This is a genomic window from Kitasatospora sp. A2-31 (assembly GCF_022288725.1).
Taxonomy (GTDB): domain Bacteria; phylum Actinomycetota; class Actinomycetes; order Streptomycetales; family Streptomycetaceae; genus Kitasatospora.
On record NZ_JAKNTA010000017.1, the window covers coordinates 43,085 to 60,804 of the forward strand.

General features: G+C 74.6%; 20 protein-coding genes. 9 read left to right on the forward strand and 11 right to left on the reverse strand.

Features of this window, described 5'->3' with window-relative positions; all coding sequences use genetic code 11:
* Positions 1 to 93: 93 nt before the first annotated feature.
* Complete coding sequence (locus tag MCM47_RS33315; RefSeq protein ID WP_238950011.1) at positions 94 to 561, forward strand: DivIVA domain-containing protein; 468 nt, start codon at positions 94 to 96, stop codon at positions 559 to 561.
* Complete coding sequence (locus tag MCM47_RS33320; protein ID WP_308222553.1) at positions 558 to 1,145, forward strand: DNA-3-methyladenine glycosylase I; 588 nt, start codon at positions 558 to 560, stop codon at positions 1,143 to 1,145. Before MCM47_RS33315 ends, MCM47_RS33320 begins: the two co-directional genes overlap by 4 nt.
* Here the strand turns inward: MCM47_RS33320 and MCM47_RS33325 are convergent.
* Entirely contained in the window at positions 1,142 to 1,942 is an 801-nt protein-coding gene (locus MCM47_RS33325; RefSeq protein ID WP_238950013.1) for an enoyl-CoA hydratase-related protein, read from the reverse strand. The two genes, MCM47_RS33320 and MCM47_RS33325, sit on opposite strands and share 4 nt — an antisense overlap.
* A gap of 298 nt (positions 1,943 to 2,240) precedes the next feature.
* Between MCM47_RS33325 and MCM47_RS33330 the strand changes: the two genes are divergently transcribed.
* A complete protein-coding gene (locus MCM47_RS33330; protein ID WP_014137929.1) occupies positions 2,241 to 2,408 on the forward strand; it encodes a DUF3117 domain-containing protein in 168 nt (55 codons plus the stop codon).
* A 177-nt stretch (positions 2,409 to 2,585) separates the two neighbouring features.
* Here the strand turns inward: MCM47_RS33330 and MCM47_RS33335 are convergent, their stop codons facing one another.
* Positions 2,586 to 3,218 (reverse strand): O-methyltransferase, encoded by a 633-nt coding sequence (locus MCM47_RS33335; RefSeq protein ID WP_238950323.1) that lies wholly within the window; start codon positions 3,216 to 3,218, stop codon positions 2,586 to 2,588.
* A gap of 331 nt (positions 3,219 to 3,549) precedes the next feature.
* Here MCM47_RS33335 and sigE point away from each other — a divergent pair, with 331 nt between their 5' ends.
* The 4 genes from sigE to MCM47_RS33355 all read left to right on the forward strand — a co-directional run bounded on the left by sigE (position 3,550) and on the right by MCM47_RS33355 (position 6,804).
* Positions 3,550 to 4,290 (forward strand): RNA polymerase sigma factor SigE, encoded by a 741-nt coding sequence (gene sigE / locus MCM47_RS33340; RefSeq protein WP_374209255.1) that lies wholly within the window; start codon positions 3,550 to 3,552, stop codon positions 4,288 to 4,290.
* A complete protein-coding gene (locus MCM47_RS33345) occupies positions 4,287 to 5,351 on the forward strand; it encodes an anti-sigma factor (protein WP_238950015.1) in 1,065 nt (354 codons plus the stop codon). The genes sigE and MCM47_RS33345 overlap by 4 nt, the downstream gene beginning before the upstream one ends.
* Before the next feature lie 129 nt (positions 5,352 to 5,480).
* A complete protein-coding gene (locus MCM47_RS33350) occupies positions 5,481 to 5,930 on the forward strand; it encodes a sec-independent translocase (RefSeq protein ID WP_238950017.1) in 450 nt (149 codons plus the stop codon).
* 199 nt (positions 5,931 to 6,129) lie between these two features.
* Positions 6,130 to 6,804 (forward strand): hypothetical protein, encoded by a 675-nt coding sequence (locus MCM47_RS33355; RefSeq protein WP_238950019.1) that lies wholly within the window; start codon positions 6,130 to 6,132, stop codon positions 6,802 to 6,804.
* 102 nt (positions 6,805 to 6,906) lie between these two features.
* On the opposite strand, the gene MCM47_RS33360 is transcribed toward MCM47_RS33355, so the two are convergent.
* The 4 genes from MCM47_RS33360 to MCM47_RS33375 all read right to left on the reverse strand — a co-directional run bounded on the left by MCM47_RS33360 (position 6,907) and on the right by MCM47_RS33375 (position 10,753).
* The gene (locus tag MCM47_RS33360; RefSeq protein ID WP_238950021.1) at positions 6,907 to 8,067 is read right to left on the reverse strand and encodes an Mrp/NBP35 family ATP-binding protein; all 1,161 of its coding nucleotides are present in this window, start codon (positions 8,065 to 8,067) and stop codon (positions 6,907 to 6,909) included.
* 56 nt (positions 8,068 to 8,123) lie between these two features.
* Positions 8,124 to 8,708 carry a DUF1003 domain-containing protein gene (locus MCM47_RS33365; RefSeq protein WP_374209256.1) on the reverse strand — a complete coding sequence of 195 codons (585 nt, stop codon included), beginning with the start codon at positions 8,706 to 8,708 and terminating at the stop codon, positions 8,124 to 8,126.
* Between the two features lie 37 nt (positions 8,709 to 8,745).
* Positions 8,746 to 10,029: a magnesium transporter MgtE N-terminal domain-containing protein gene (locus tag MCM47_RS33370; RefSeq protein ID WP_238950031.1), complete on the reverse strand. Its 1,284-nt coding sequence runs from the start codon at positions 10,027 to 10,029 to the stop codon at positions 8,746 to 8,748.
* A 175-nt stretch (positions 10,030 to 10,204) separates the two neighbouring features.
* Complete coding sequence (locus MCM47_RS33375; RefSeq protein WP_238950033.1) at positions 10,205 to 10,753, reverse strand: hypothetical protein; 549 nt, start codon at positions 10,751 to 10,753, stop codon at positions 10,205 to 10,207.
* 138 nt (positions 10,754 to 10,891) lie between these two features.
* Between MCM47_RS33375 and MCM47_RS33380 the strand changes: the two genes are divergently transcribed.
* On the forward strand, positions 10,892 to 11,833 hold the full coding sequence (locus MCM47_RS33380; protein ID WP_374209250.1) for a DMT family transporter: 942 nt from the start codon (positions 10,892 to 10,894) through the stop codon (positions 11,831 to 11,833).
* Positions 11,834 to 11,865: 32 nt separating this feature from the next.
* On the opposite strand, the gene corA is transcribed toward MCM47_RS33380, so the two are convergent.
* Complete coding sequence (corA, locus tag MCM47_RS33385) at positions 11,866 to 12,990, reverse strand: magnesium/cobalt transporter CorA (RefSeq protein WP_238950036.1); 1,125 nt, start codon at positions 12,988 to 12,990, stop codon at positions 11,866 to 11,868.
* Between the two features lie 449 nt (positions 12,991 to 13,439).
* Here corA and MCM47_RS33390 point away from each other — a divergent pair, with 449 nt between their 5' ends.
* Positions 13,440 to 14,102: a suppressor of fused domain protein gene (locus MCM47_RS33390; protein WP_238950038.1), complete on the forward strand. Its 663-nt coding sequence runs from the start codon at positions 13,440 to 13,442 to the stop codon at positions 14,100 to 14,102.
* A 236-nt stretch (positions 14,103 to 14,338) separates the two neighbouring features.
* Here MCM47_RS33390 and MCM47_RS33395 read toward each other — a convergent pair whose 3' ends face one another.
* The 4 genes from MCM47_RS33395 to MCM47_RS33410 all read right to left on the reverse strand — a co-directional run bounded on the left by MCM47_RS33395 (position 14,339) and on the right by MCM47_RS33410 (position 17,628).
* Positions 14,339 to 15,199, reverse strand: a complete 861-nt coding sequence (locus MCM47_RS33395; protein ID WP_238950041.1) for a PHP domain-containing protein — start codon at positions 15,197 to 15,199, stop codon at positions 14,339 to 14,341.
* 46 nt (positions 15,200 to 15,245) lie between these two features.
* A complete protein-coding gene (locus MCM47_RS33400; protein WP_238950043.1) occupies positions 15,246 to 15,884 on the reverse strand; it encodes a DUF6758 family protein in 639 nt (212 codons plus the stop codon).
* A gap of 316 nt (positions 15,885 to 16,200) precedes the next feature.
* Complete coding sequence (locus MCM47_RS33405; protein WP_238950056.1) at positions 16,201 to 16,347, reverse strand: hypothetical protein; 147 nt, start codon at positions 16,345 to 16,347, stop codon at positions 16,201 to 16,203.
* A gap of 369 nt (positions 16,348 to 16,716) precedes the next feature.
* The gene (locus MCM47_RS33410; protein ID WP_238950058.1) at positions 16,717 to 17,628 is read right to left on the reverse strand and encodes an alpha/beta fold hydrolase; all 912 of its coding nucleotides are present in this window, start codon (positions 17,626 to 17,628) and stop codon (positions 16,717 to 16,719) included.
* Between the last annotated feature and the right edge of the window lie 92 nt (positions 17,629 to 17,720).

Below are 17,720 nucleotides of genomic sequence, written 5' to 3' on the forward strand. Positions count from 1 at the left end.
ACAGCTGCTGCGGGTGCGATGATGGCCCCCGGCCTCTCGGGAACCATGATCCCACCGGGACGGGGGCCGGCCGGGAGTTCGGGAGGACCGCACGTGTTCTGGGTGATCGTGATGGCGATGGCCGTGGTGGTCGGCGGCGCCGCACTGGTGGCGCTCGGCGGGGGCGGTTCGCTGCCGGAGGCGGAGCAGGACCGGATCGCCGTGCGGCTGCCGCAGGACCGTCCGCTGAGCCACGACGACGTCGCCGACATCCGGCTGCCGATGGCCCTGCGCGGCTACCGGATGGAAGAGGTGGACGACGTGCTGGACCGGCTGGGCGCGGAACTGGCGTACCGGGACGCCCGGATCGCCGAGCTGGAGGCCCTCGCCGCGGTGCGCGGCGCCGTCGAGGCCACCGACCGCCCGGACGCCGGCGCCGAGCCGCTGCCCGGCCTGGAGGCGTTCGCCAAGGTGGTCGAACCCGCCGTCCACCTGGGCAAGGGCGGGGAGCCGGCCGCGGGCCCCAAGGACGCCGAGCCGGCCGCCGGCCCCAAGGACGCCGAGCCGGGCCAGGGCCGGTGAGCGCGGGCGGGGCGGTGGTCGGCCCGGACGGCCTGCGCCGCTGCGCCTGGGGCGACTCGGCGGACGACTACCGGGTCTACCACGACACCGAGTGGGGCCGCCCGGTGCACGGGGACGACGCGCTGTTCGAGCGGGTCTGCCTGGAGGCCTTCCAGTCCGGGCTGTCCTGGATCACCATCCTGCGCCGCCGTGAGGGCTTCCGCTCCGCGTTCGCCGGCTTCGAGATCGCGAAGGTCGCCGAGTTCGGCCCGGACGACGTGGAGCGGTTGCTCGCCGACACCGGCATCATCCGCAACCGGGCCAAGATCGAGGCCGCGATCGCCAACGCCAGGATCGCGCGCGACCTCGACGGCGGCCTGGACGCCCTGATCTGGCGGTTCGCCGGTGATCCGGACCGGCCGGCCCCCCGCAGTCCGGACGAGGTGCCGGCCGTCACGCCCGAGTCGACGGCGCTGGCCAAGGCGCTGAAGAAGGCGGGCTTCCGCTTCGTCGGCCCCACCACCGCGTACGCGCTGATGCAGGCCTGCGGGCTGGTCGACGACCACCTCGCCGACTGCCACGCCCGCGGCCCGCGTCGCGTCTAGCGCCCCAGGTACTCCGGCTTCTCCTTGGCGATGAAGGCGCGGACCGCGATCCGGTGGTCCTCGCTCGCGCCGGCCAGGGTCTGCAGCTCGTCCTCCTTGTCGAGCAGCTCGTCCAGCGTGTGCCCGGCGCCGTACGCCAGCGACTCCTTGATCGCGCCGTACGCCACCGTCGGGCCCTCGGCCAGCTCCTTGGCGAAGACCCGCGCGGTGGCGGCGAGCTCGGCCGCCGGGACCACCTTGGTGGCCAGCCCCAGCTCCATCGCCTCGGTCGACTTCACCGTGCGCGGCAGCATCAGCAGCTCGGTCGCCTTGGCGTGCCCGACCAGCCGGGGCAGCGTCCAGGAGGCGCCCGAGTCGGCGGTCAGCGCGATCCCGGCGAACGCGGTGTTGAAGCCCGCCGTGTCGGCGATGATCCGGAAGTCGCAGGCGAAGGCCAGCGAGGCGCCCGCACCGGCCGCCACGCCGCCGACCGCGGCCACCGTCGGCTTGCGCATCCCGGCCAGCGCCCGCAGCAGCGGGTTGTAGTGCTCGGCGACGGTCTTCAACGCGCCCTCGCCGGTCTCCTCGGCCCGCTTGAGCATGCCGAGGTGCTCCTTGAGGTCCTGTCCGACGCAGAACGCCCGGTCGCCGGCGCCGGTCAGCAGCACCGCCCGCACCGCCCGGTCCTCGGCCGCCGCGGCCACGGTGTCCCGCAGCGCCACCTTGGTCGCGGTGTCCAGCGCGTTCATCGCCTCCGGACGGTTGATGGTGATGACGGCCAGGCCGCCGTCCAGCTCGTACAGCACGGAATCGGACATGGGCGAGGGACTCCCTTGTGATCGTCGACGGGTCGGTCGCCTGTCAGGATGCCGGAGCGCGCGGCCGCGTGGGGAGTGTGAGGTATCGCACCTTTCGGTGGCGTACGGACCGCCGCCGCGCCGGGGCTTATGCAGGGAAATACCCCGCTTGGGGTGGATCCGGCCCTGGTTGCACCGAGAGTGATGTTGGTCATCAGGCCGTGGCATGCGGGATAATGGCTTCCGATCAATGCGTTCGATACCGGCGGTGGACGGACTGCCGGTGCGTAGCTGAGCGGTTGCAGGAAGGGGAACGAGCATGGCGGCCATGAAGCCGCGGACGGGTGACGGCCCGCTCGAAGTCACCAAAGAGGGGCGGGGCATCATCATGCGCGTTCCGCTCGAAGGCGGCGGACGCCTCGTGGTGGAGCTCACGCCTGACGAGGCCGACGCCCTCGGCGAGGCCCTGAAGAAGGCCTGCGGCTGACCGCAGCGGGTGCTCGCCGTCTCCTGGAGATGTGCTGCCGGGCCCGGGTACGACGATTCGTCGGCCCGGGCTCTGTGGTTCCCGGGCCCCGACCCGTGCCCCCGGCCCCCGGGCGTCCCGCCTCCCGGCCGCCCGGCACCCGCCGGCGGCGGCCCGGTACGGCGCGTGGGGGACCGGTCAGCGCTTGACCGCGCAGAGCAGCCCGTCCGAGACCGGTAGCAGCGCCGGCAGCAGCGCCTCGCTCTCCCGGACGTCCCGGACCAGGTCGCGCACCGCGTGGGTCTGCGGGTCCTGGAGTTCGGGCTCGGCCAGCCGGCCCTCCTGGAAGACCCCTTCGAAGCAGACCATCCCGCCCGGCCGCAGCAGTCGCAGCGACTCCGCCAGGTACTCCCGGGACTCCGCCGGATCGCCGTCGCAGAACACCAGGTCGTACTGGCCGTCCGCGAGCCGGGGCAGCACCTCCAGTGCCCGGCCCGGTATGAACCGGGACCGGTTGGCCGCGAACCCGGCGGCCTGGTACGCCTCCCGCGCCAGCTGCTGGCGCACCGGCTCGGAGTCCACGGTGGTGAGCACGCCGTCCGGCCGCATCCCGCGCAGCAGGTAGACGCCGGAGACGCCCGTACCGGTTCCGATCTCGGCGACCGCCTTGGCGTCCAGCGCCGCCGCGAGCAGCCGCAGGCAGGCGCCGCCGCTCGGACCGATCGCCCTGATGCCGGTCCGCGCGGACTGCGCCCGGGCGTAGGTCAGCACCGCGTCCTCCCCGACGTAGGTGTCGGCGAGGGCCGCGCGTGCGGGCCCGAACTCGCTGATGGCTGCCTCTTTCGGAGCCCCGGGTGGCGGCCCGGCGCGGAGCGTGGTCGATGCGGATGTCGATATTTCCTGCCACAGATTACTGGCCGCCCGGGAACCGCGTACGGCGGCGGGCCGTTGCTGGAGAAGGGACCCGGTGAAGGCGACGCCTCCCGGGCCGGCCCCCGGGGCTTGACAACCGGGGCACTTTTATCCGGGCTTGACGGGTGAGGTGGATATGGTGGTGGCCCTGCTGGGCAGAAGAGCCGACCGAGGAGGTGTGGCCGAGGGCGACGTCCCCGTGCGGCGGCATCTCCGCGGCACCGCGTCGGCCCGTACGCCGAAGCCCGTGATGAACCAGCCTGCGCACTCCCCCCTGGACCTGCCGGCCGCCGAGACGCCGGCCGCCGGTACCGCCGAGGCCCCCGCCGCTCTCGCGAGCTTCGCCGAGGGCCCCGACGCGCAGACCTGGACTCCGCCCACCTGGGAGGAGATCGTCGAGGCTCACAGCGCCCGTGTCTACCGCCTGGCCTACCGCCTGACGGGCAACCAGCACGACGCCGAGGACCTCACCCAGGAGGTCTTCGTCCGGGTGTTCCGGTCGCTGTCGACGTACACCCCCGGCACGTTCGAGGGCTGGCTGCACCGGATCACCACCAACCTCTTCCTGGACATGGTCCGCCGGCGCCAGCGGATCCGCTTCGACGCGCTCGGCGAGGACGCGGCCGAGCGCCTGGCCAGCCGCGAGCCCAGCCCGGCCCAGCACTTCAGCGACACCCACTTCGACGCCGACGTCCAGCAGGCGCTGGACACCCTCGCCCCCGAGTTCCGGGCCGCCGTGGTGCTCTGCGACATCGAGGGCCTCTCCTACGAGGAGATCGCCGCCACGCTCGGCGTCAAGCTCGGTACCGTCCGCAGCCGGATCCACCGCGGCCGTTCGCACCTGCGCGCCGCGCTCAAGCACCGCGCGCCCGGCGCGGCCCCCGGCCGCGAGCGCCGGGGCGGCTCCGCCGAGCCCGAGCCGGTGCCGGTCGGCGCCGTGGTCGGGGAGGCCCCGGGCTCCCCGGGCGGGCGCGGACGGAGGCGATCGTGAGCGGAACCGGCCGATCGGGGCCGGGCGGGCCGGAGTCGAGCGGCCGGTCCGCCACCCGCCGCAGCGGCTGGGCCCAGCTGGGCCGCCGCCACCAGGAGGGCCCCGAGACGCCCGTGCCGCCCGCCGGCGCGCTGCCGGGCGCGCCCGCGCTGCGCGCGGTCGCCGTACGCCCGGCCGAGCCGGCCGAGGAGCACCACCTGGGTGAGCGGCTCTCCGCCTTCGTCGACGGCGAGCTCGGCCACGACTCGCGCGACCGCGTCCAGGCGCACCTGGCCACCTGTCCGCAGTGCCTCGCCGAGGCCGACGAGGGCCGCGCCGTCAAGCACCTGTTGACCCGGACCGACACGCCCGGCCCGTCCTCGGCGCTGATGGCCCGGCTGATGGCCGTCGGCGCCCTGGAGGAGGACGACCGGCCGGGGGCTGCCGAGCGGCCCCGCCGGGACGACGACGACCTGCCCGGGGGCGGCCTCCCGGCCGCCTGGGGCTCCCCCCGGCCGGAGGCCGGCGGCGGCACGCTCGGCGGCAGCCGGCTGAACGGCGGCTCCTTCGGTCGCGGCGCCGGCGCCTCCTTCGGCGGCGGTGCGCTCGGCGCCGACGCGCCGGTGCCGGGGGTCGACCCGCGTGCCTTCGGGCGCGGCGGGTCCGTGCTGCGTCCGCTGATGGGGCGGCGCGCCGCCCGCCCCGAGCAGCCGGTCCGCCCGGAGCAGTCGGTGCGGCCCCAGGCCGCGGCGGCCTCCACCGGTCCGGCGGTGCTGCGGCCGGCGCCGCCGCGCGGCCGCCGGCTCGTCTTCGCCGCCGCCGGGGCCTTCTCGGTGGCCGCGGTGACGCTCGGCGGGGTGGGCGGCCTCACCACGCAGAGCGAGGACCAGCACGGCACCTCGGTGAGCCCGGTCGGCGACACCGGCCGCAGCGGCGGCGGCCCGGTCCCGATGACCGCGAAGGTCCCGGTGGACCTCTCGGTCCGCCCGGTGTCGGCCAACCGCGAGGCGACCCCGCCGTACGCGTTGCCGGACCGCACCCCCAGCTCCGGCCTCGCCGGGCTGCACCACGAGAACCGGTAGCCACTCGGGCCTTCCAGGGGGCGGCCATCGGCGGGTCTTCACCACGGCTTCATCACAGTGTGGGCCGCGGACCCGTCGGTGGCCATTACGCTGGTAGGAACTGTTGCCCGACGAGCTTAGGGAGCTTAGTTGTTCAGCGACGTAGGCTCACTGGAGATCCTGACCCTGGTCATCATGGCCATCGTGATCTTCGGTCCGGACAAGCTGCCGAAGCTGATCCAGGACACCATGGGCTTCATCCGGAAGATCCGGTCCTTCGCCGACAACGCGAAGGAGGACATCCGCAGCGAGCTGGGCCCCGAGTTCAAGGACTTCGAGTTCGAGGACCTCCACCCCAAGACCTTCGTCCGCAAGCAGCTCATGGGCGGCAACGAGGACCCGCTGGGCCTCAAGGAGATGCGCGAGGGCCTGGACATCCGCTCGGTGCTGGACGACAAGCCGGCCCCGGCGGTGAACGGCCACGGCCGCGCCGGCACGGTCAGCATGGACAAGTCCACCGTCCCCGCCCCGGCGGCGGCCGGCGCCGGTGCCCCGCTCGGCCCGGGTGAGCGCCCCCCGTTCGATCCCGACGCGACGTAGTCCGCGGCGACACCACCGCCCCGCTCGGCCGCACGGCTGAGCGGGGCGGTGGCGTGTGCGCCGCTATTGTGCTGATTGTTCCCGCTGTGCCGTCAGTCACTTCCGGCCCGTTCCGGACCGAAGACGCCGCCGGGAACGCCGCGGTAGGCCACCATGGGAGCTCGCCGCGGCAGGATACGTGCGTTGAGGAGGCCCGGGGATGGACGCGACGAGTCATGCGGTGGGGACGGCGACGGCCGGTGGCCGGGTGGTCGGCGGCCAGGCCGGTCCGGCGGACCCGCTGGTGCCCTACCTGACCGCGGACTTCCCCTGGTACGGCCTCGACGACGGCTGGACCGGCCGCCGCTACCTGATGCAGGCCGGCGCCGGCGGCCCGCGGGCCGGGGCGCCCGGCAGCGTCGACTACGGCACGCTGGGCCACGGCGAGGAGCCGGCCAGACAGTACGAGCCGCGCGACACGCGGAAGTTCGCCGTGGTCGTCACGGTCGCCCGCCGGGACAGCCGCCGCAGCGCCGACAACACCGGCACCCTCGAGGCGACCTCCGCCTCCTCCGCGGCCTGGCTGGCCGGCTCCGGCCTGCTCGCCGCGACCTGGCCGGGCCAGCTGGACCGCGCGCTGCGCCAGGACTGGCTGGACCAGCAGAGCTCCCTCGCCTGGGACCTCGCCGACGACCTGGCCGGCCCCGGCTGGTCCACCCTCAGCCTGCCGGTGAACGGGCTGCCGCAGCCCTTCCGCTACCGCGAGTCCGAGTACGGCTGGGTGCTCGCCGGCGAGGCCCCGGGCGTCCTGCTCGGCGCCTTCGGCCGCGGCGTCAGCGCCTACGGCACCGGCTTCGCCACCGTCCCCGACCTCACCGTCTACACCCGCCCGTAGGGCGTGTCCGACCGTCCCCGTCGGCCGCATGGACCGGCCGGGCCGCCCCCGGACAGCCGGAAGGGGCCGGACGCCGAACGCGTCCGGCCCCTTCCGCCGTCCTCAGAACTTGTTCTTCGGAGTGAGCCCCAGGGAGAGGCCGGAGAGGCCGCGCTGGCGGCCGCCGAGCTTGCCGGCGACGGCGCGCAGGGCGGCGCCGGCCGGGGAGTCGGGGGCGGCGAGCACGACCGGGCGGCCGTCGTCGCCGCCCTCGCGCAGCCGGACGTCGATCGGGATCGAGCCGAGCACCGGCACGGTGGCGCCGACGGTCCGGGTGAGCGCGTCCGCGACGGTCTGGCCGCCGCCGGTGCCGAACACGTCGATCATCTCGTCGCAGTGCGGGCACGGCATGCCGGACATGTTCTCGATCACGCCGACGATCTTCTGGTGGGTCTGCACCGCGATGGTGCCGGCCCGCTCGGCGACCTCGGCGGCGGCCATCTGCGGGGTGGTGACGATCAGGATCTCCGCGTTCGGGACCAGCTGGGCCACCGAGATCGCGATGTCGCCGGTGCCGGGCGGCAGGTCCAGCAGCAGGACGTCCAGGTCCCCCCACCAGACGTCGGCCAGGAACTGCTGCAGCGCGCGGTGCAGCATCGGGCCGCGCCAGACCACCGGGGCGTTGCCCGGGGTGAACATGCCGATCGAGATGACCTTCACGCCGTTCGCCTGCGGCGGCATGATCATGTCCTGGACCTGGGTGGGCCGGCCCTCGACGCCCAGCATCCGCGGCACGCTGTGGCCGTAGATGTCGGCGTCCACCACGGCCACCTTCAGGCCGTCCGCGGCCATCGCGGCCGCCAGGTTCACCGTCACCGAGGACTTGCCGACGCCGCCCTTGCCGGAGGCGACCGCGTAGACGCGGGTCAGCGTGCCGGGCTTGGCGAACGGGATCTCCCGCTCGGGGGCGCCGCCGCGCAGCAGCTGGGAGAGCTCCTTGCGCTGCTCGTCGCTCATCACGTCGAGCTCCACCTCGACCCCGGTCACGCCCGGCACCCGGCCGACCGCCTCGCGGACCCGGGTGACGATGGTGTCGCGCATCGGGCAGCCGGAGACGGTCAGGTAGACCGCGACGCGCACCGCGCCGTCCCCGGCGATCTCGACCGATTTCACCATGCCGATCTCGGTGATCGGGCGGTTGATCTCCGGGTCGTTGACGGTCGCCAGCGCCTGGCGCACGGACTCCTCCGTGACGCCGGCCGCAACCTCTGTCTCGTTGGCCATGCCTTGATGGTACGGCGCCGGACCGACCGCTTAACCGGTCGGTAGCGTGCTGCCGGTCACAGCACCTCGGAGGACTCCCGGCGGTCGTCGATCTCCTTGAGCAGCGACTGGAGTTCGGAGCGGACGAAGTCCCGGGTGGCGACCTCGCCGAGGCCCTGCCGCAGTGCGGCCACCTCGCGGGTCAGGTACTCGGTGTCGGCGATGTTCCGGTCGCTGCGGGCGCGGTCCTGCTCCATGTTGACGCGGTCCCGGTTGTCCTGGCGGTTCTGCGCGAGCAGGATCAGCGGCGCCGCGTACGAGGCCTGCAGCGAGAGCATCAGGGTGAGGAAGATGAACGGGTAGTCGTCGAAGCGGACGGTGTCCGGCAGCAGAGTGTTCCACCCCACCCAGACGATGACCACCACCGTCATCCAGACGATGAACCGCCCGGTGCCGAGGAAGCGCGCGATCCGCTCGGAGAGCTGGCCGAAGGCCTCCGGGTCGTAGGTGGGCAGCGTGATCAGGCCGGGCCGGGTGGTGCGCGGCTGGTCGAGCCGGGACCGCCCGGGGCCGGCCGAGGGCGCCTCGGAGCGCCGCTCGCGGACGCCCTCGCGCGAGCGCAGCTCGCGCAGCTGCCGCAGCTCCCGGAGTTCGCCGTGCAGGCGCTGGCGGAGGCTGTCGTCGCGGCGGCCCTTGCGGTCAGCGTCCACCGGCGGTCTCACTCTCCTCGGCGGGCCCGTGCAGGGCGGCCTCGCGCCAGTCGTCGGGCAGCAGGTGGTCGAGCACGTCGTCGACGGTGACCGCGCCGACCAGGTGGTCGGCCTCGTCGACGACGGGGGCGGCGACCATGTTGTAGGACGCCAGGTAGCTGGTGATCAGCGGCAGCGGGGTGTTCGGCGGCAGCGGGTCGAGGTCGTCGTCGACCAGCGAGCCGACCAGGGTGTACGGCGGCTCCCGCAGCAACCGCTGGAAGTGCACGGTGCCCAGGTACTTGCCGGTCGGGGTCTCGTTCGGCGGGCGGCAGACGAAGACCTGCGCGGCCAGCGCCGGCTTGTTGTCGGAGATCCGCACCCGGGCCAGCGCCTCGGCCACCGTGGCGTCCGGCTCCAACACGATCGGCTCGGTCGTCATCAGACCGCCGGCGGTGTTCTCCTCGTACTTGAGCAGCCGGCGGACCGGTTCGGCCTCGTCCGGCTCCATCAGCTGGAGCAGCCGCTCGGCCTCGTCGCCGGGCAGCTCGGAGAGCAGGTCGGCGGCGTCGTCCGGGTCCATCGCCTCCAGGACGTCGGCGGCCCGCTCGTCCTTCAGCTTGCCGATGATCTCGACCTGGTCGTCCTCGGGCAGCTCCTCCAGGACGTCGGCCAGCCGCTCGTCGTCCAGCGCGGCGGCGACCTCCGCGCGGCGCTTGGCGGAGAGGTGGTGCATGACGTTGGCGAGGTCGGCGGCGCGCAGCTGGTCGAAGGTGGCGAGCAGGTTGGCGGCGCCCTGGCCCTCCTCCGGCAGGGCGAAACCGGTGACGTCCCGCCAGTCCAGGGTGAGCGTCTCGCCCCGGCCCTTGCGCAGCCGGCCGACCCGGCCGACCTGCACGAAGACCTTGCCGATCTCCCACTCGCGCAGTCGGGTCTGCACCATGGCCACGTCCAGGACGGTGACCTCCTGGCCGGTCTTGCTCCAGGTGACGGTGCGGTCCAGCAGCTCGCCGAGGACGAGGGTCTCGGAGGGTCGCTGCTCGAACCGGCGCATGTTGATGACGCCGGTGGTGAGCACCTGGCCGGTCTCCAGGCTGGTGACCCTGGTCATCGGCAGGAAGATCCGGCGCCGGCCGATCACCTCGACCACCAGCCCGAGCACCCGGGGCGGCCGCCCGCCCAGGCGGAGCGTGACGACGACGTCGCGGACCCGGCCGACCTGGTCGCCGTTGGGGTCGAAAACGGCGATGCCGGAGAGGTGCGAGATGAAGACCCGGCTGCCTGGCCCTGCCATGGACTCCCTCGACTCGCTCGACGCACGGGGGCGCGACGCAGCGCCCCGCGGCCAATCTACCCGGGCTCCCCGGGCTCGGCCCGGCGAGCCACCGGCCCCGCGCGCTCCGCCGGGTGGCGGAGGCCGACGGACGAGAAGCGGGCGGCTCAGCCCCGGCGGCGCTCGAACAGCAGGCTCAGCCCCGGCGGCGCTTGAACAGCAGCTTGGGCAGGCCGGCCGGGATCGGCATCCGGGTGGTGGCCGGAGTGGGCATCGGTGCGGCTGCGTGCGAGGCGTCCGGCATCTCCCCCGGCCGCTCGGTCAGCCCGGCGACCGGCTCCAGGCGGAGCACCCGGCACTCCCTCGCCCAGCGGTCGGTGACGGTGTCGGTGTCGGGCGCGTTCAGCCGCTTGCCCTTGAGCTCCTCGACGGCGCCCTGCCAGGCCTCGCTCCCCGGCTCCAGCACGCGCACCCGGGCCGGCCAGCCGGTCAGCCGGCCGCCCTTGTCCTTGCTGCGGACGGTCACCAGCGCGCCGGAGCCGGCGGTCAGCCCGTGCAGCGGCTGCTCGCCACCGTCGCCGACCACGACCACCGCGCCGTCGTGCCAGGCGTGCCAGAGCGCCCGGCTGTGCTCCTCGCCGTCCGCGCGGACCCAGAGCAGGCCGGACTTCTTCGCGGCCTCCTCCAGCAGGGCCCGGTCGAGGAAGTCGTCGGCGTTCGCGGCGGCGGCAGGCGTGCGGTCCATGGCGCACAGCGTACGGCCTGCGGCGTCCACGGGATGTCTCACCCGTCGGGCGACAGTTCCGTGGCGGCCGCACGGGCCTTACCTTAGGAGGCCGACCACCGGCCGCCCGGCCGCAGCACCACGAACCGGAGGAGCTCCGTGCCCGCCGCCCGGCCCGCGACCGCAGCGTCCGCCAGCACCGCACCCCGCCCTGCCGAGCCCACGGCCCCGGCGGGCCCGCTCCCCAGGATCGACCTGCTGCTGCTCGCGGTCTCGGTCTCCGGCATCTCGCTGTCGGCGCCGCTGATCAGTGCCACCGCAGCGCCCGCCCTGGCGATCGCCTTCTGGCGCAACGTCATGTCGGTCGGCGTGCTGGGCCCGTACGCGCTGCTGCGCCACCGCGCCGAGCTGCGCGGGATCGGCCGTCGGCAGTTGCTGCTGGCGGCGGCGGCCGGCGCGCTGCTGGCCGTCCACTTCGCGCTCTGGATGCCGAGCCTGCGGATGACCTCGGTGGCCTCGGCTACCGCGCTGGTCACCACCACCCCGCTCTGGACCATCCTGCTGATGCGGCTGTTCGGCGTCCGGGCGCCCCGGGCGGTCTGGATCGGGACGGCGGTGGCGTTCACCGGCGTGCTGGTGCTCACCGGGGTCGACCTGTCGCTGTCACCGCGCGCGCTGCTGGGGGACGCGCTGGCGCTCGGCGCCGGCCTCGCGGCGGCCGGCTACATGCTGATCGGGGCCGAGGTCCGCAAGACGGTCAGCACCACCGCGTACACGCTGGTCTGCTACGCGACCACGGCGGTGGTGCTGCTGGCGATCTGCCTGGTGGCCGGAACGCCGATGGGCGGCTGGCCGGCCGGCGTCTGGTGGCAGATCGCGCTGCTCATGGTCACGGCCCAGCTGCTCGGCCACTCGCTGAGCAACCGGGTGGTGCGCACCCTCGGCCCGTCCGTCACCTCGACCGCCATCCTGCTGGAGACCCCGGGCGCCGCGCTGATCGCGGCGCTCTGGCTCGGCCAGTGGCCGCCGGTGGCGGCCTACCCGGCCGTGCTGCTGATCCTCCTGGGGCTGGTCCTGGTGGCCCGCGGCGGCCGCCGGTAGCGGCGGGGGCGCCGAGGCGGCCTCGGACGCGCCTAGAGCCAGCCGTTGCGGCGGAACCCGCGGTACATCCCGATGCAGATCAGGACGACGCTGCCGAGCACCATCGGGTAGCCGTACTTGTGGTGGAGCTCCGGCATGTAGTCGAAGTTCATCCCGTAGACGCCGGTGATCATGGTGGGCACGGCGAAGATCGCCGCCCAGGCGGTGATCTTGCGCATGTCCTCGTTCTGCGCCACCGAGACCTGCGCCAGGTTGGCCTGGAGCAGCGAGTTCAGCAGTTCGTCGAAGCCGTGCACCTGCTCGGTGACCCGGGCGAGGTGGTCGGCGACGTCCCGGAAGTACTTCTGAATGTCCGGGTCGACCAGCCGCTGCAGCGGCTCGGAGAGCTGCTGCATGGGCCGCAGCAGGGGCGCCACCGCCCGCTTGAACTCCAGCACCTCGCGCTTGAGCTGGTACACCCGGCCGACGTCGGTGCCCCGGCCGCCGCGGTTGGAGAAGACGTCGAACTCGATCTCGTCCACGTCGGTCTGCAGCCGGTCCGCGACCAGCAGGTAGTTGTCCACCACCTGGTCGGCGATCGCGTGCAGCACCGCGGACGGGCCCTTGGCCAGCAGCCCGGTGCCGTCGGCGTCCGCCTCCAGCCGGTGCCGCAGCTCCTGCAACGAGCTGTGCCCGCCGTGCCGGACGGTGATCACGAAGTCCCGCCCGGCGAAGACCATCAGCTCACCGGTCTCGACCACCTCGCTGGTCGGGGTCAGCTGGTCGTGCTCGACGTAGCGGATCGTCTTGAAGACGGCGAACAGCACGTCGTCGTACCGCTCGACCTTGGGCCGCTGGTGCGCGTGCACCGCGTCCTCGACCGCCAGCGGGTGCAGGCCGAAGCGCTGGGCGATGCCCTCGAACTCGGCCTCGGTCGGCTCGTGCAGCCCGATCCAGCTGAACGATCCTGCATCGTCCGACAGTTGCTGCGAGGCCTTGACGCGGCGGACGGCCTCGCGCGGGGTGCAGCTGTCGCCGCTGCGCTTGCCGTGCTGGTACACCGCGCAGTCCACCACGGCGGAGGTGGACGCGCCGGGGTGGATCGAGTCGAACAGGCCGGCCGCCGAACGGCGGCGGTTGGTGCGGACGGCGGCGCGCAGGCTGTTGATCATCGACATGGCAGGCTCCCTGGGGCAGGAGCCGCCGCACGGCGGCGCGGTGGTGCAGGCCGTGGTGCGACGGCGGAGGAACACCGGTGTGAAAGACGTCCGCGGTCGGTCCTCGGCCTTGCTGGGGCACGCGCTGGAACGGCCGGACGCCGGTGGGGTGCTCTCCCGGCCGGTCCGACGCCGCCTCGGCGATCCGCGAGCGCGGCGATCACAGCTCTCGTGGGTGCTGTTTCAGCCTGCGTGGCGGGGGGTACGGGGAGGGCGTCCGGGCCGGGTAGAGCTGCCGGTACTGCATGGTCGGCTGGTATCCACCGCAACCACCTCCTTCGCGCCGCTGCCCCGGTGGAAGGATCCCCGGTGGCCAGTCGCTCACACTAACATCTGACCGGCCATCGCCGCTGCGGTGTTCCGGCGGCGGTCGTGCCGCCCCGGGGGCGGCCCGGGTTACGCTCACCGGCATGGCGCACGACTTCCCGCTCTTCGGCGATCCCTCGGGCACGTCCGGCCACTCCGGCGGCCACGATTCCTCCGGCCTCACCCGGGAGGCGGTGCTGGCCGCCGTCGAGGCCCGGCTGCTGACCGCCTTCGGCGAACCGAGCGGCCGCGCCGCCGTCACCTTCCTCGGCACGGACCGGATCGAGGTGTTGCGCTTCGGCCCCGACGCCGAGGGCCTGGTCCGTTACGCGACGCTCGGCATGTCCGCGGCCCCGATGGCCGATCCGACCTCACCGGTCGCCGACCAGGTCCGCGGCCCGCGCGCCGAACTGGTCCTGACGGTCCGTGGGGGCCGTGACGGCGTGCTCCGGGCACTGGCCACCTTCGCCGCGACGCCGCAGGTGGAGGGCCTGGTGGTGGCCCCGGGCGGCTCGCTGGACCTCGGCTCCCCGCTCTGGGAGGGTGCGCCGTTCACCTCGGTGCTGACCGCCGAACCGGGCGGCCTGGTGCCCGATCTGGAGCTGGACGAGCCGGCCGATCCGGTCCGCTTCCTGCCACTGCTGCCGATGACCCCGAACGAGGCCGGCTGGAAGCGGGTGCACGGGGCGGCGGCCCTGGAGGAGCGCTGGCTCAAGCACGGGACCGATCTGCGCGACCCGGAGCGCCGCGCGGTTCCGCTGGACTGACCCCGACTCAGCCGATGCGGCGCCAGCCCGGCGGCGTGGCGTCTCGACCCCGGCCCGGCGGCGTGGCGTCTCGACCCCGGCCCGGAACCGGGCCCGGACCGCGGGCCAGCGCCGCGGCGGCGCCGCACCACGGTCGACGCTCCCGCACCCCGGCGCACGCGCCGGGGCCGCGCTCGGGGCGCCGGCGGCTCCGCGCCCGTCGCCGGGCTCGGCCCAGCCGGCGAGGCCGGCTCGGCTCAGCCGCCGACGGGCTTCGCGCCGGTCGCCTGGGCCACCAGCGCCTCGTAGACGGCCGGATCGGTGGTGTGCTCGCCGAGCCGGACGGTCTTACGGGTGCCGTGGTAGTCGCTGGACCCGGTGGTCAGCAGGCCGAGGTCGCCCGCCAGCGCGCGCAGGTGCTCCCGGGCGGCCTCGTCGTGGTCCGTGTGGTCGACCTCCAGCGCCGCCAGACCGGCCGCCGCGAGGTCCGCGATCACCTGGTCCGGGACGGTGCGCCCCCGCTTGACCGCGCCCGGGTGGGCGAAGACCGGCACCCCGCCGGCCGCCCGGACCAGCCGGACGGCCTCGACCGGGTCGGTCTCGTGCTTGCGGACGTCCGCGCGCCCGCCGTTGGCCAGCCACTGCGGGGTGAACGCGTCCGAGACGGTGGCCACCACGCCGGCCTCGACCAGCGCGCTGGCGATGTGCGGGCGGCCCACCGAGCCCGCGCCCGCGATCCGCTGGACCTGCGCCCAGCTGATGTCCGCGCCCAGCGCCCGGCACCGCTCGACGATCGCCCGCCCGCGCCGGAACCGGTCGGTGCGCACCAGCTCCCGCTCCTGCGCGAAGGCCGGCTCGGCCGGGTCGAACAGGTAGGCCAGCAGGTGCATGCTGACGCCCTCGACGACGCAGGACAGTTCGGCGCCCGGAACGAGGGTCAGCCGGGTGCCCGCGGGCAGCGCGTGCACCGCCTCGGCGGCCTCGGCGTGGCCGGCCACCGTGTCGTGGTCGGTCAGCGCCACCACGTCCAGGCCCGCGGCGACCGCCGCCGCGACCAGCTCGGCCGGGCTGTCGGTGCCGTCGGACGCGTTGCTGTGGGCGTGCAGGTCGATGCGCACGGGCGGGGCTCCCTGGGGTCGGCTGGCGCCCAGGATAGTGCGGCGGTCAGCCGAGCAGGCGGGGGGAGAGCGCCCCGCAGGGCAGCAGGTCCAGCTCGGCGCCGGCCTCGCGCAGGTCGGTGAGGACCAGCTCGTCGTACATCACCAGGGCCGACTGCTCCGGCCAGGCCACCGCCCAGAGCCAGAGCCCGCGGGCCTCGCCGACGAAGACCGCGCGGTCGGCGGGGGCGTCCGGGACGTGGAACATCGGGGTGGGCCGCCCGGCGGCCATCAGCTTGGCGTCGGCGGGCTTGTAGAGGGCGACGGACTCGCCCGGGTCCGGCCCGGCCAGCCCCGCGTACCGGGCGCCGAGGCCGACGCCGAGCTCCTCCGCGACCAGGACCAGCTCCCCGAAGCCGCCGAGCGGCGCCGGGCCGGAGCAGGCGACGGCGGTGGCCCGGGCCCCCGAGACGTCGTCGCCGACGTGGGCGATGCCGGTGAACAGCCAGCCGACCGGCAGCGGCCAGGGAAGCCAGACGGGGACCTGCGAGCGGGCGACGGCCACGCCGAGCGCCTCCACGCTCGGGGGCAGCACCGGTTGCATCGGGTGCACGGCGCCGTGCCGGTCGCACTGCCAGGTGTCTGAGAACAGACCGGGGGCGCGGACCCTACCGGCGCACCTCGGGCAGCTTGGCTCGCCCCTCATAGCCGACAACGCTCCTCCCTCCGGACCGCCGCGTCAAGGACGATCACCCGTACGGAGGGCTCGGCGGCACCTGTCGGTGGCGGCGCCCGGCCCCGCGCAGGGTGGGCGCGGAACGGGCGGCTCCCGGTAGGGAATGTCCAGCCGCGGGCGGCGGCAAACGTCGGCCCGCCCGGGCGGCGGCGGGGCCGGACGCACTGACGCCCCGTCATCGCCGGTGCGGCGACGGGGCGTCAGTCGGGTATCGGGACGTCGGAGTCGGACGCTCCCGGCTCTTCGGCGGCGGGTGAGGTCCCCGGGGCGGGGGCGCCGCGCCGGGTCAGACGGTCGGGCACGGACGGATGAGCAGGCGTTCGCCGGTGCTGGCGGCGGCCTGGACCAGTTCGCGGACGGTCTCGGCGTCGGCGATCAGGCGGTCGGTGGCGGTGCCGTGGGCGTCGTCCAGGCGGAGGATCTCGAAGCGCATGGGCGTCTCCTTTCCCGGCCCCGTCGGGCGGGGCGGTCGTGGCTGAGTCGGTATCAGCCCTTTCTCGGTCTGTCGGGTCGAACGGTCGACGGGGTCGACGGTCTGCTGCGGCAAAGGGCTCCCCCTGCTTGCCGGGCACGCCTGGTCCCTCGTGAACCACTGTCGCGTGGTGTTGCTACCGGGCCGTTGCCCGTCCGTGAAGCCCGGGTTTCGGCGGATTCACGCCGACGTCGATGGCGACGATGATTCCCGGACAGAATCAAATATTACCGCAACTAACGAATTTTGTCCCGTGGTTTGCCCCGCGGATCGTCCTGCAGGTCATCCTGCGGACCACCGCGCGGGGGGCCTACGGCAGGCCGCGGGTGGCTAGGCCCCGGCCGGAGCCAGGGCCCAGAACCCGGTCAGGGCCTCGGCGGTGACGGCGGGCTGCTCCGCGTTGGGGGAGTGGCCGGCGTCCTCGACCACCACGCGACGGGCACCCAGCCGCTCGGCCATCGCCGTCTGCTCCGGCACCGGCCAGGCGTAGTCCCGGACGCCGGAGAGCACCAGGAGGGGCAGTCCGGCCGCGGTCGCCGCCGCCGCGAGCGCGTCCACCCGGTCCGGCGCGGCCACCAGGTGCCCGCCGGTGGTGGCGAGCGCCTGCGGCACGTTGGCCACCCACCGGCGGTGCAGGAAGTCCGTCACCTCGGGGGCCGGGCGGCGCGCCGGGTCGCCGGAGCCCTCCTCCATCTGCTGGAGCACCTGCCAGATCTCCTCCAGGCTCATCGTCGGCAGCACCGACAGCAGCAGCTTGGTCCGCTCCGCCTCCGCCGGGTCGATCGCGCCCGGGCCGGTGGACATCAGGGTCAGCGACCGCCAGGGCAGCGGGCCCTCGGCCGCGGCCGCGAGGACCGCCTCGCGGACCACCTGGCCGCCGAAGGAGTGGCCCAGCAGGTGCAGCGGGCCGGTGTCGCCCCCGGGCTCGGACCGCAGGACGGCGGAGAGCTCCCGGACGTCCGTACCCAGCGCGTCGACGGCGTACTCGGCCGGGTCGTCCGATCCGCCGGTCTCGTACTGCCCGCGCTGGTCGATCGCGGTCACCCGGTAGCCGGCCGCCGCGAGCGGCTCCAGCAGCGCGATGAAGTCCTCCTTGCTGCCGGTGAAGCCGGGTACCAGCAGTGCCGACCCGCGTACCGCGCCGGCCGGCTCGGCCCGCAGCGCGGCGAACTCCCCGCGCGCGGTCGCCAGCCGCAGCGGGCGCGCGCAGTGGGGGAGGGTGAGGAACGGCGGGGTGCTCATGGGCGGATCTCCTGGGGCTCCTGCGGTGCGGCCGGCGGCCGGGGTGACCGGCCGGTAACCCCTGAGGGTAGTCGGGCGGGCGTCCCCCGGGC

Bases quoted from the DNA above. Each gene is read 5' to 3' on its own strand.
- MCM47_RS33325 (WP_238950013.1), bottom strand. From the start codon at position 1,942: ATGTCCGATTCCGTGCTGTACGAGCTGGACGGCGGCCTGGCCGTCATC.
- MCM47_RS33330 (WP_014137929.1), top strand. From the start codon at position 2,241: ATGGCGGCCATGAAGCCGCGGACGGGTGACGGCCCGCTCGAAGTCACC.
- sigE (WP_374209255.1), top strand. From the start codon at position 3,550: ATGAACCAGCCTGCGCACTCCCCCCTGGACCTGCCGGCCGCCGAGACG.
- MCM47_RS33355 (WP_238950019.1), top strand. From the start codon at position 6,130: ATGGACGCGACGAGTCATGCGGTGGGGACGGCGACGGCCGGTGGCCGG.
- MCM47_RS33360 (WP_238950021.1), bottom strand. From the start codon at position 8,067: ATGGCCAACGAGACAGAGGTTGCGGCCGGCGTCACGGAGGAGTCCGTG.
- MCM47_RS33370 (WP_238950031.1), bottom strand. From the start codon at position 10,029: ATGGCAGGGCCAGGCAGCCGGGTCTTCATCTCGCACCTCTCCGGCATC.
- MCM47_RS33375 (WP_238950033.1), bottom strand. From the start codon at position 10,753: ATGGACCGCACGCCTGCCGCCGCCGCGAACGCCGACGACTTCCTCGAC.
- corA (WP_238950036.1), bottom strand. From the start codon at position 12,990: ATGTCGATGATCAACAGCCTGCGCGCCGCCGTCCGCACCAACCGCCGC.
- MCM47_RS33390 (WP_238950038.1), top strand. From the start codon at position 13,440: ATGGCGCACGACTTCCCGCTCTTCGGCGATCCCTCGGGCACGTCCGGC.
- MCM47_RS33400 (WP_238950043.1), bottom strand. From the start codon at position 15,884: ATGAGGGGCGAGCCAAGCTGCCCGAGGTGCGCCGGTAGGGTCCGCGCC.
- MCM47_RS33405 (WP_238950056.1), bottom strand. From the start codon at position 16,347: ATGCGCTTCGAGATCCTCCGCCTGGACGACGCCCACGGCACCGCCACC.
- MCM47_RS33410 (WP_238950058.1), bottom strand. From the start codon at position 17,628: ATGAGCACCCCGCCGTTCCTCACCCTCCCCCACTGCGCGCGCCCGCTG.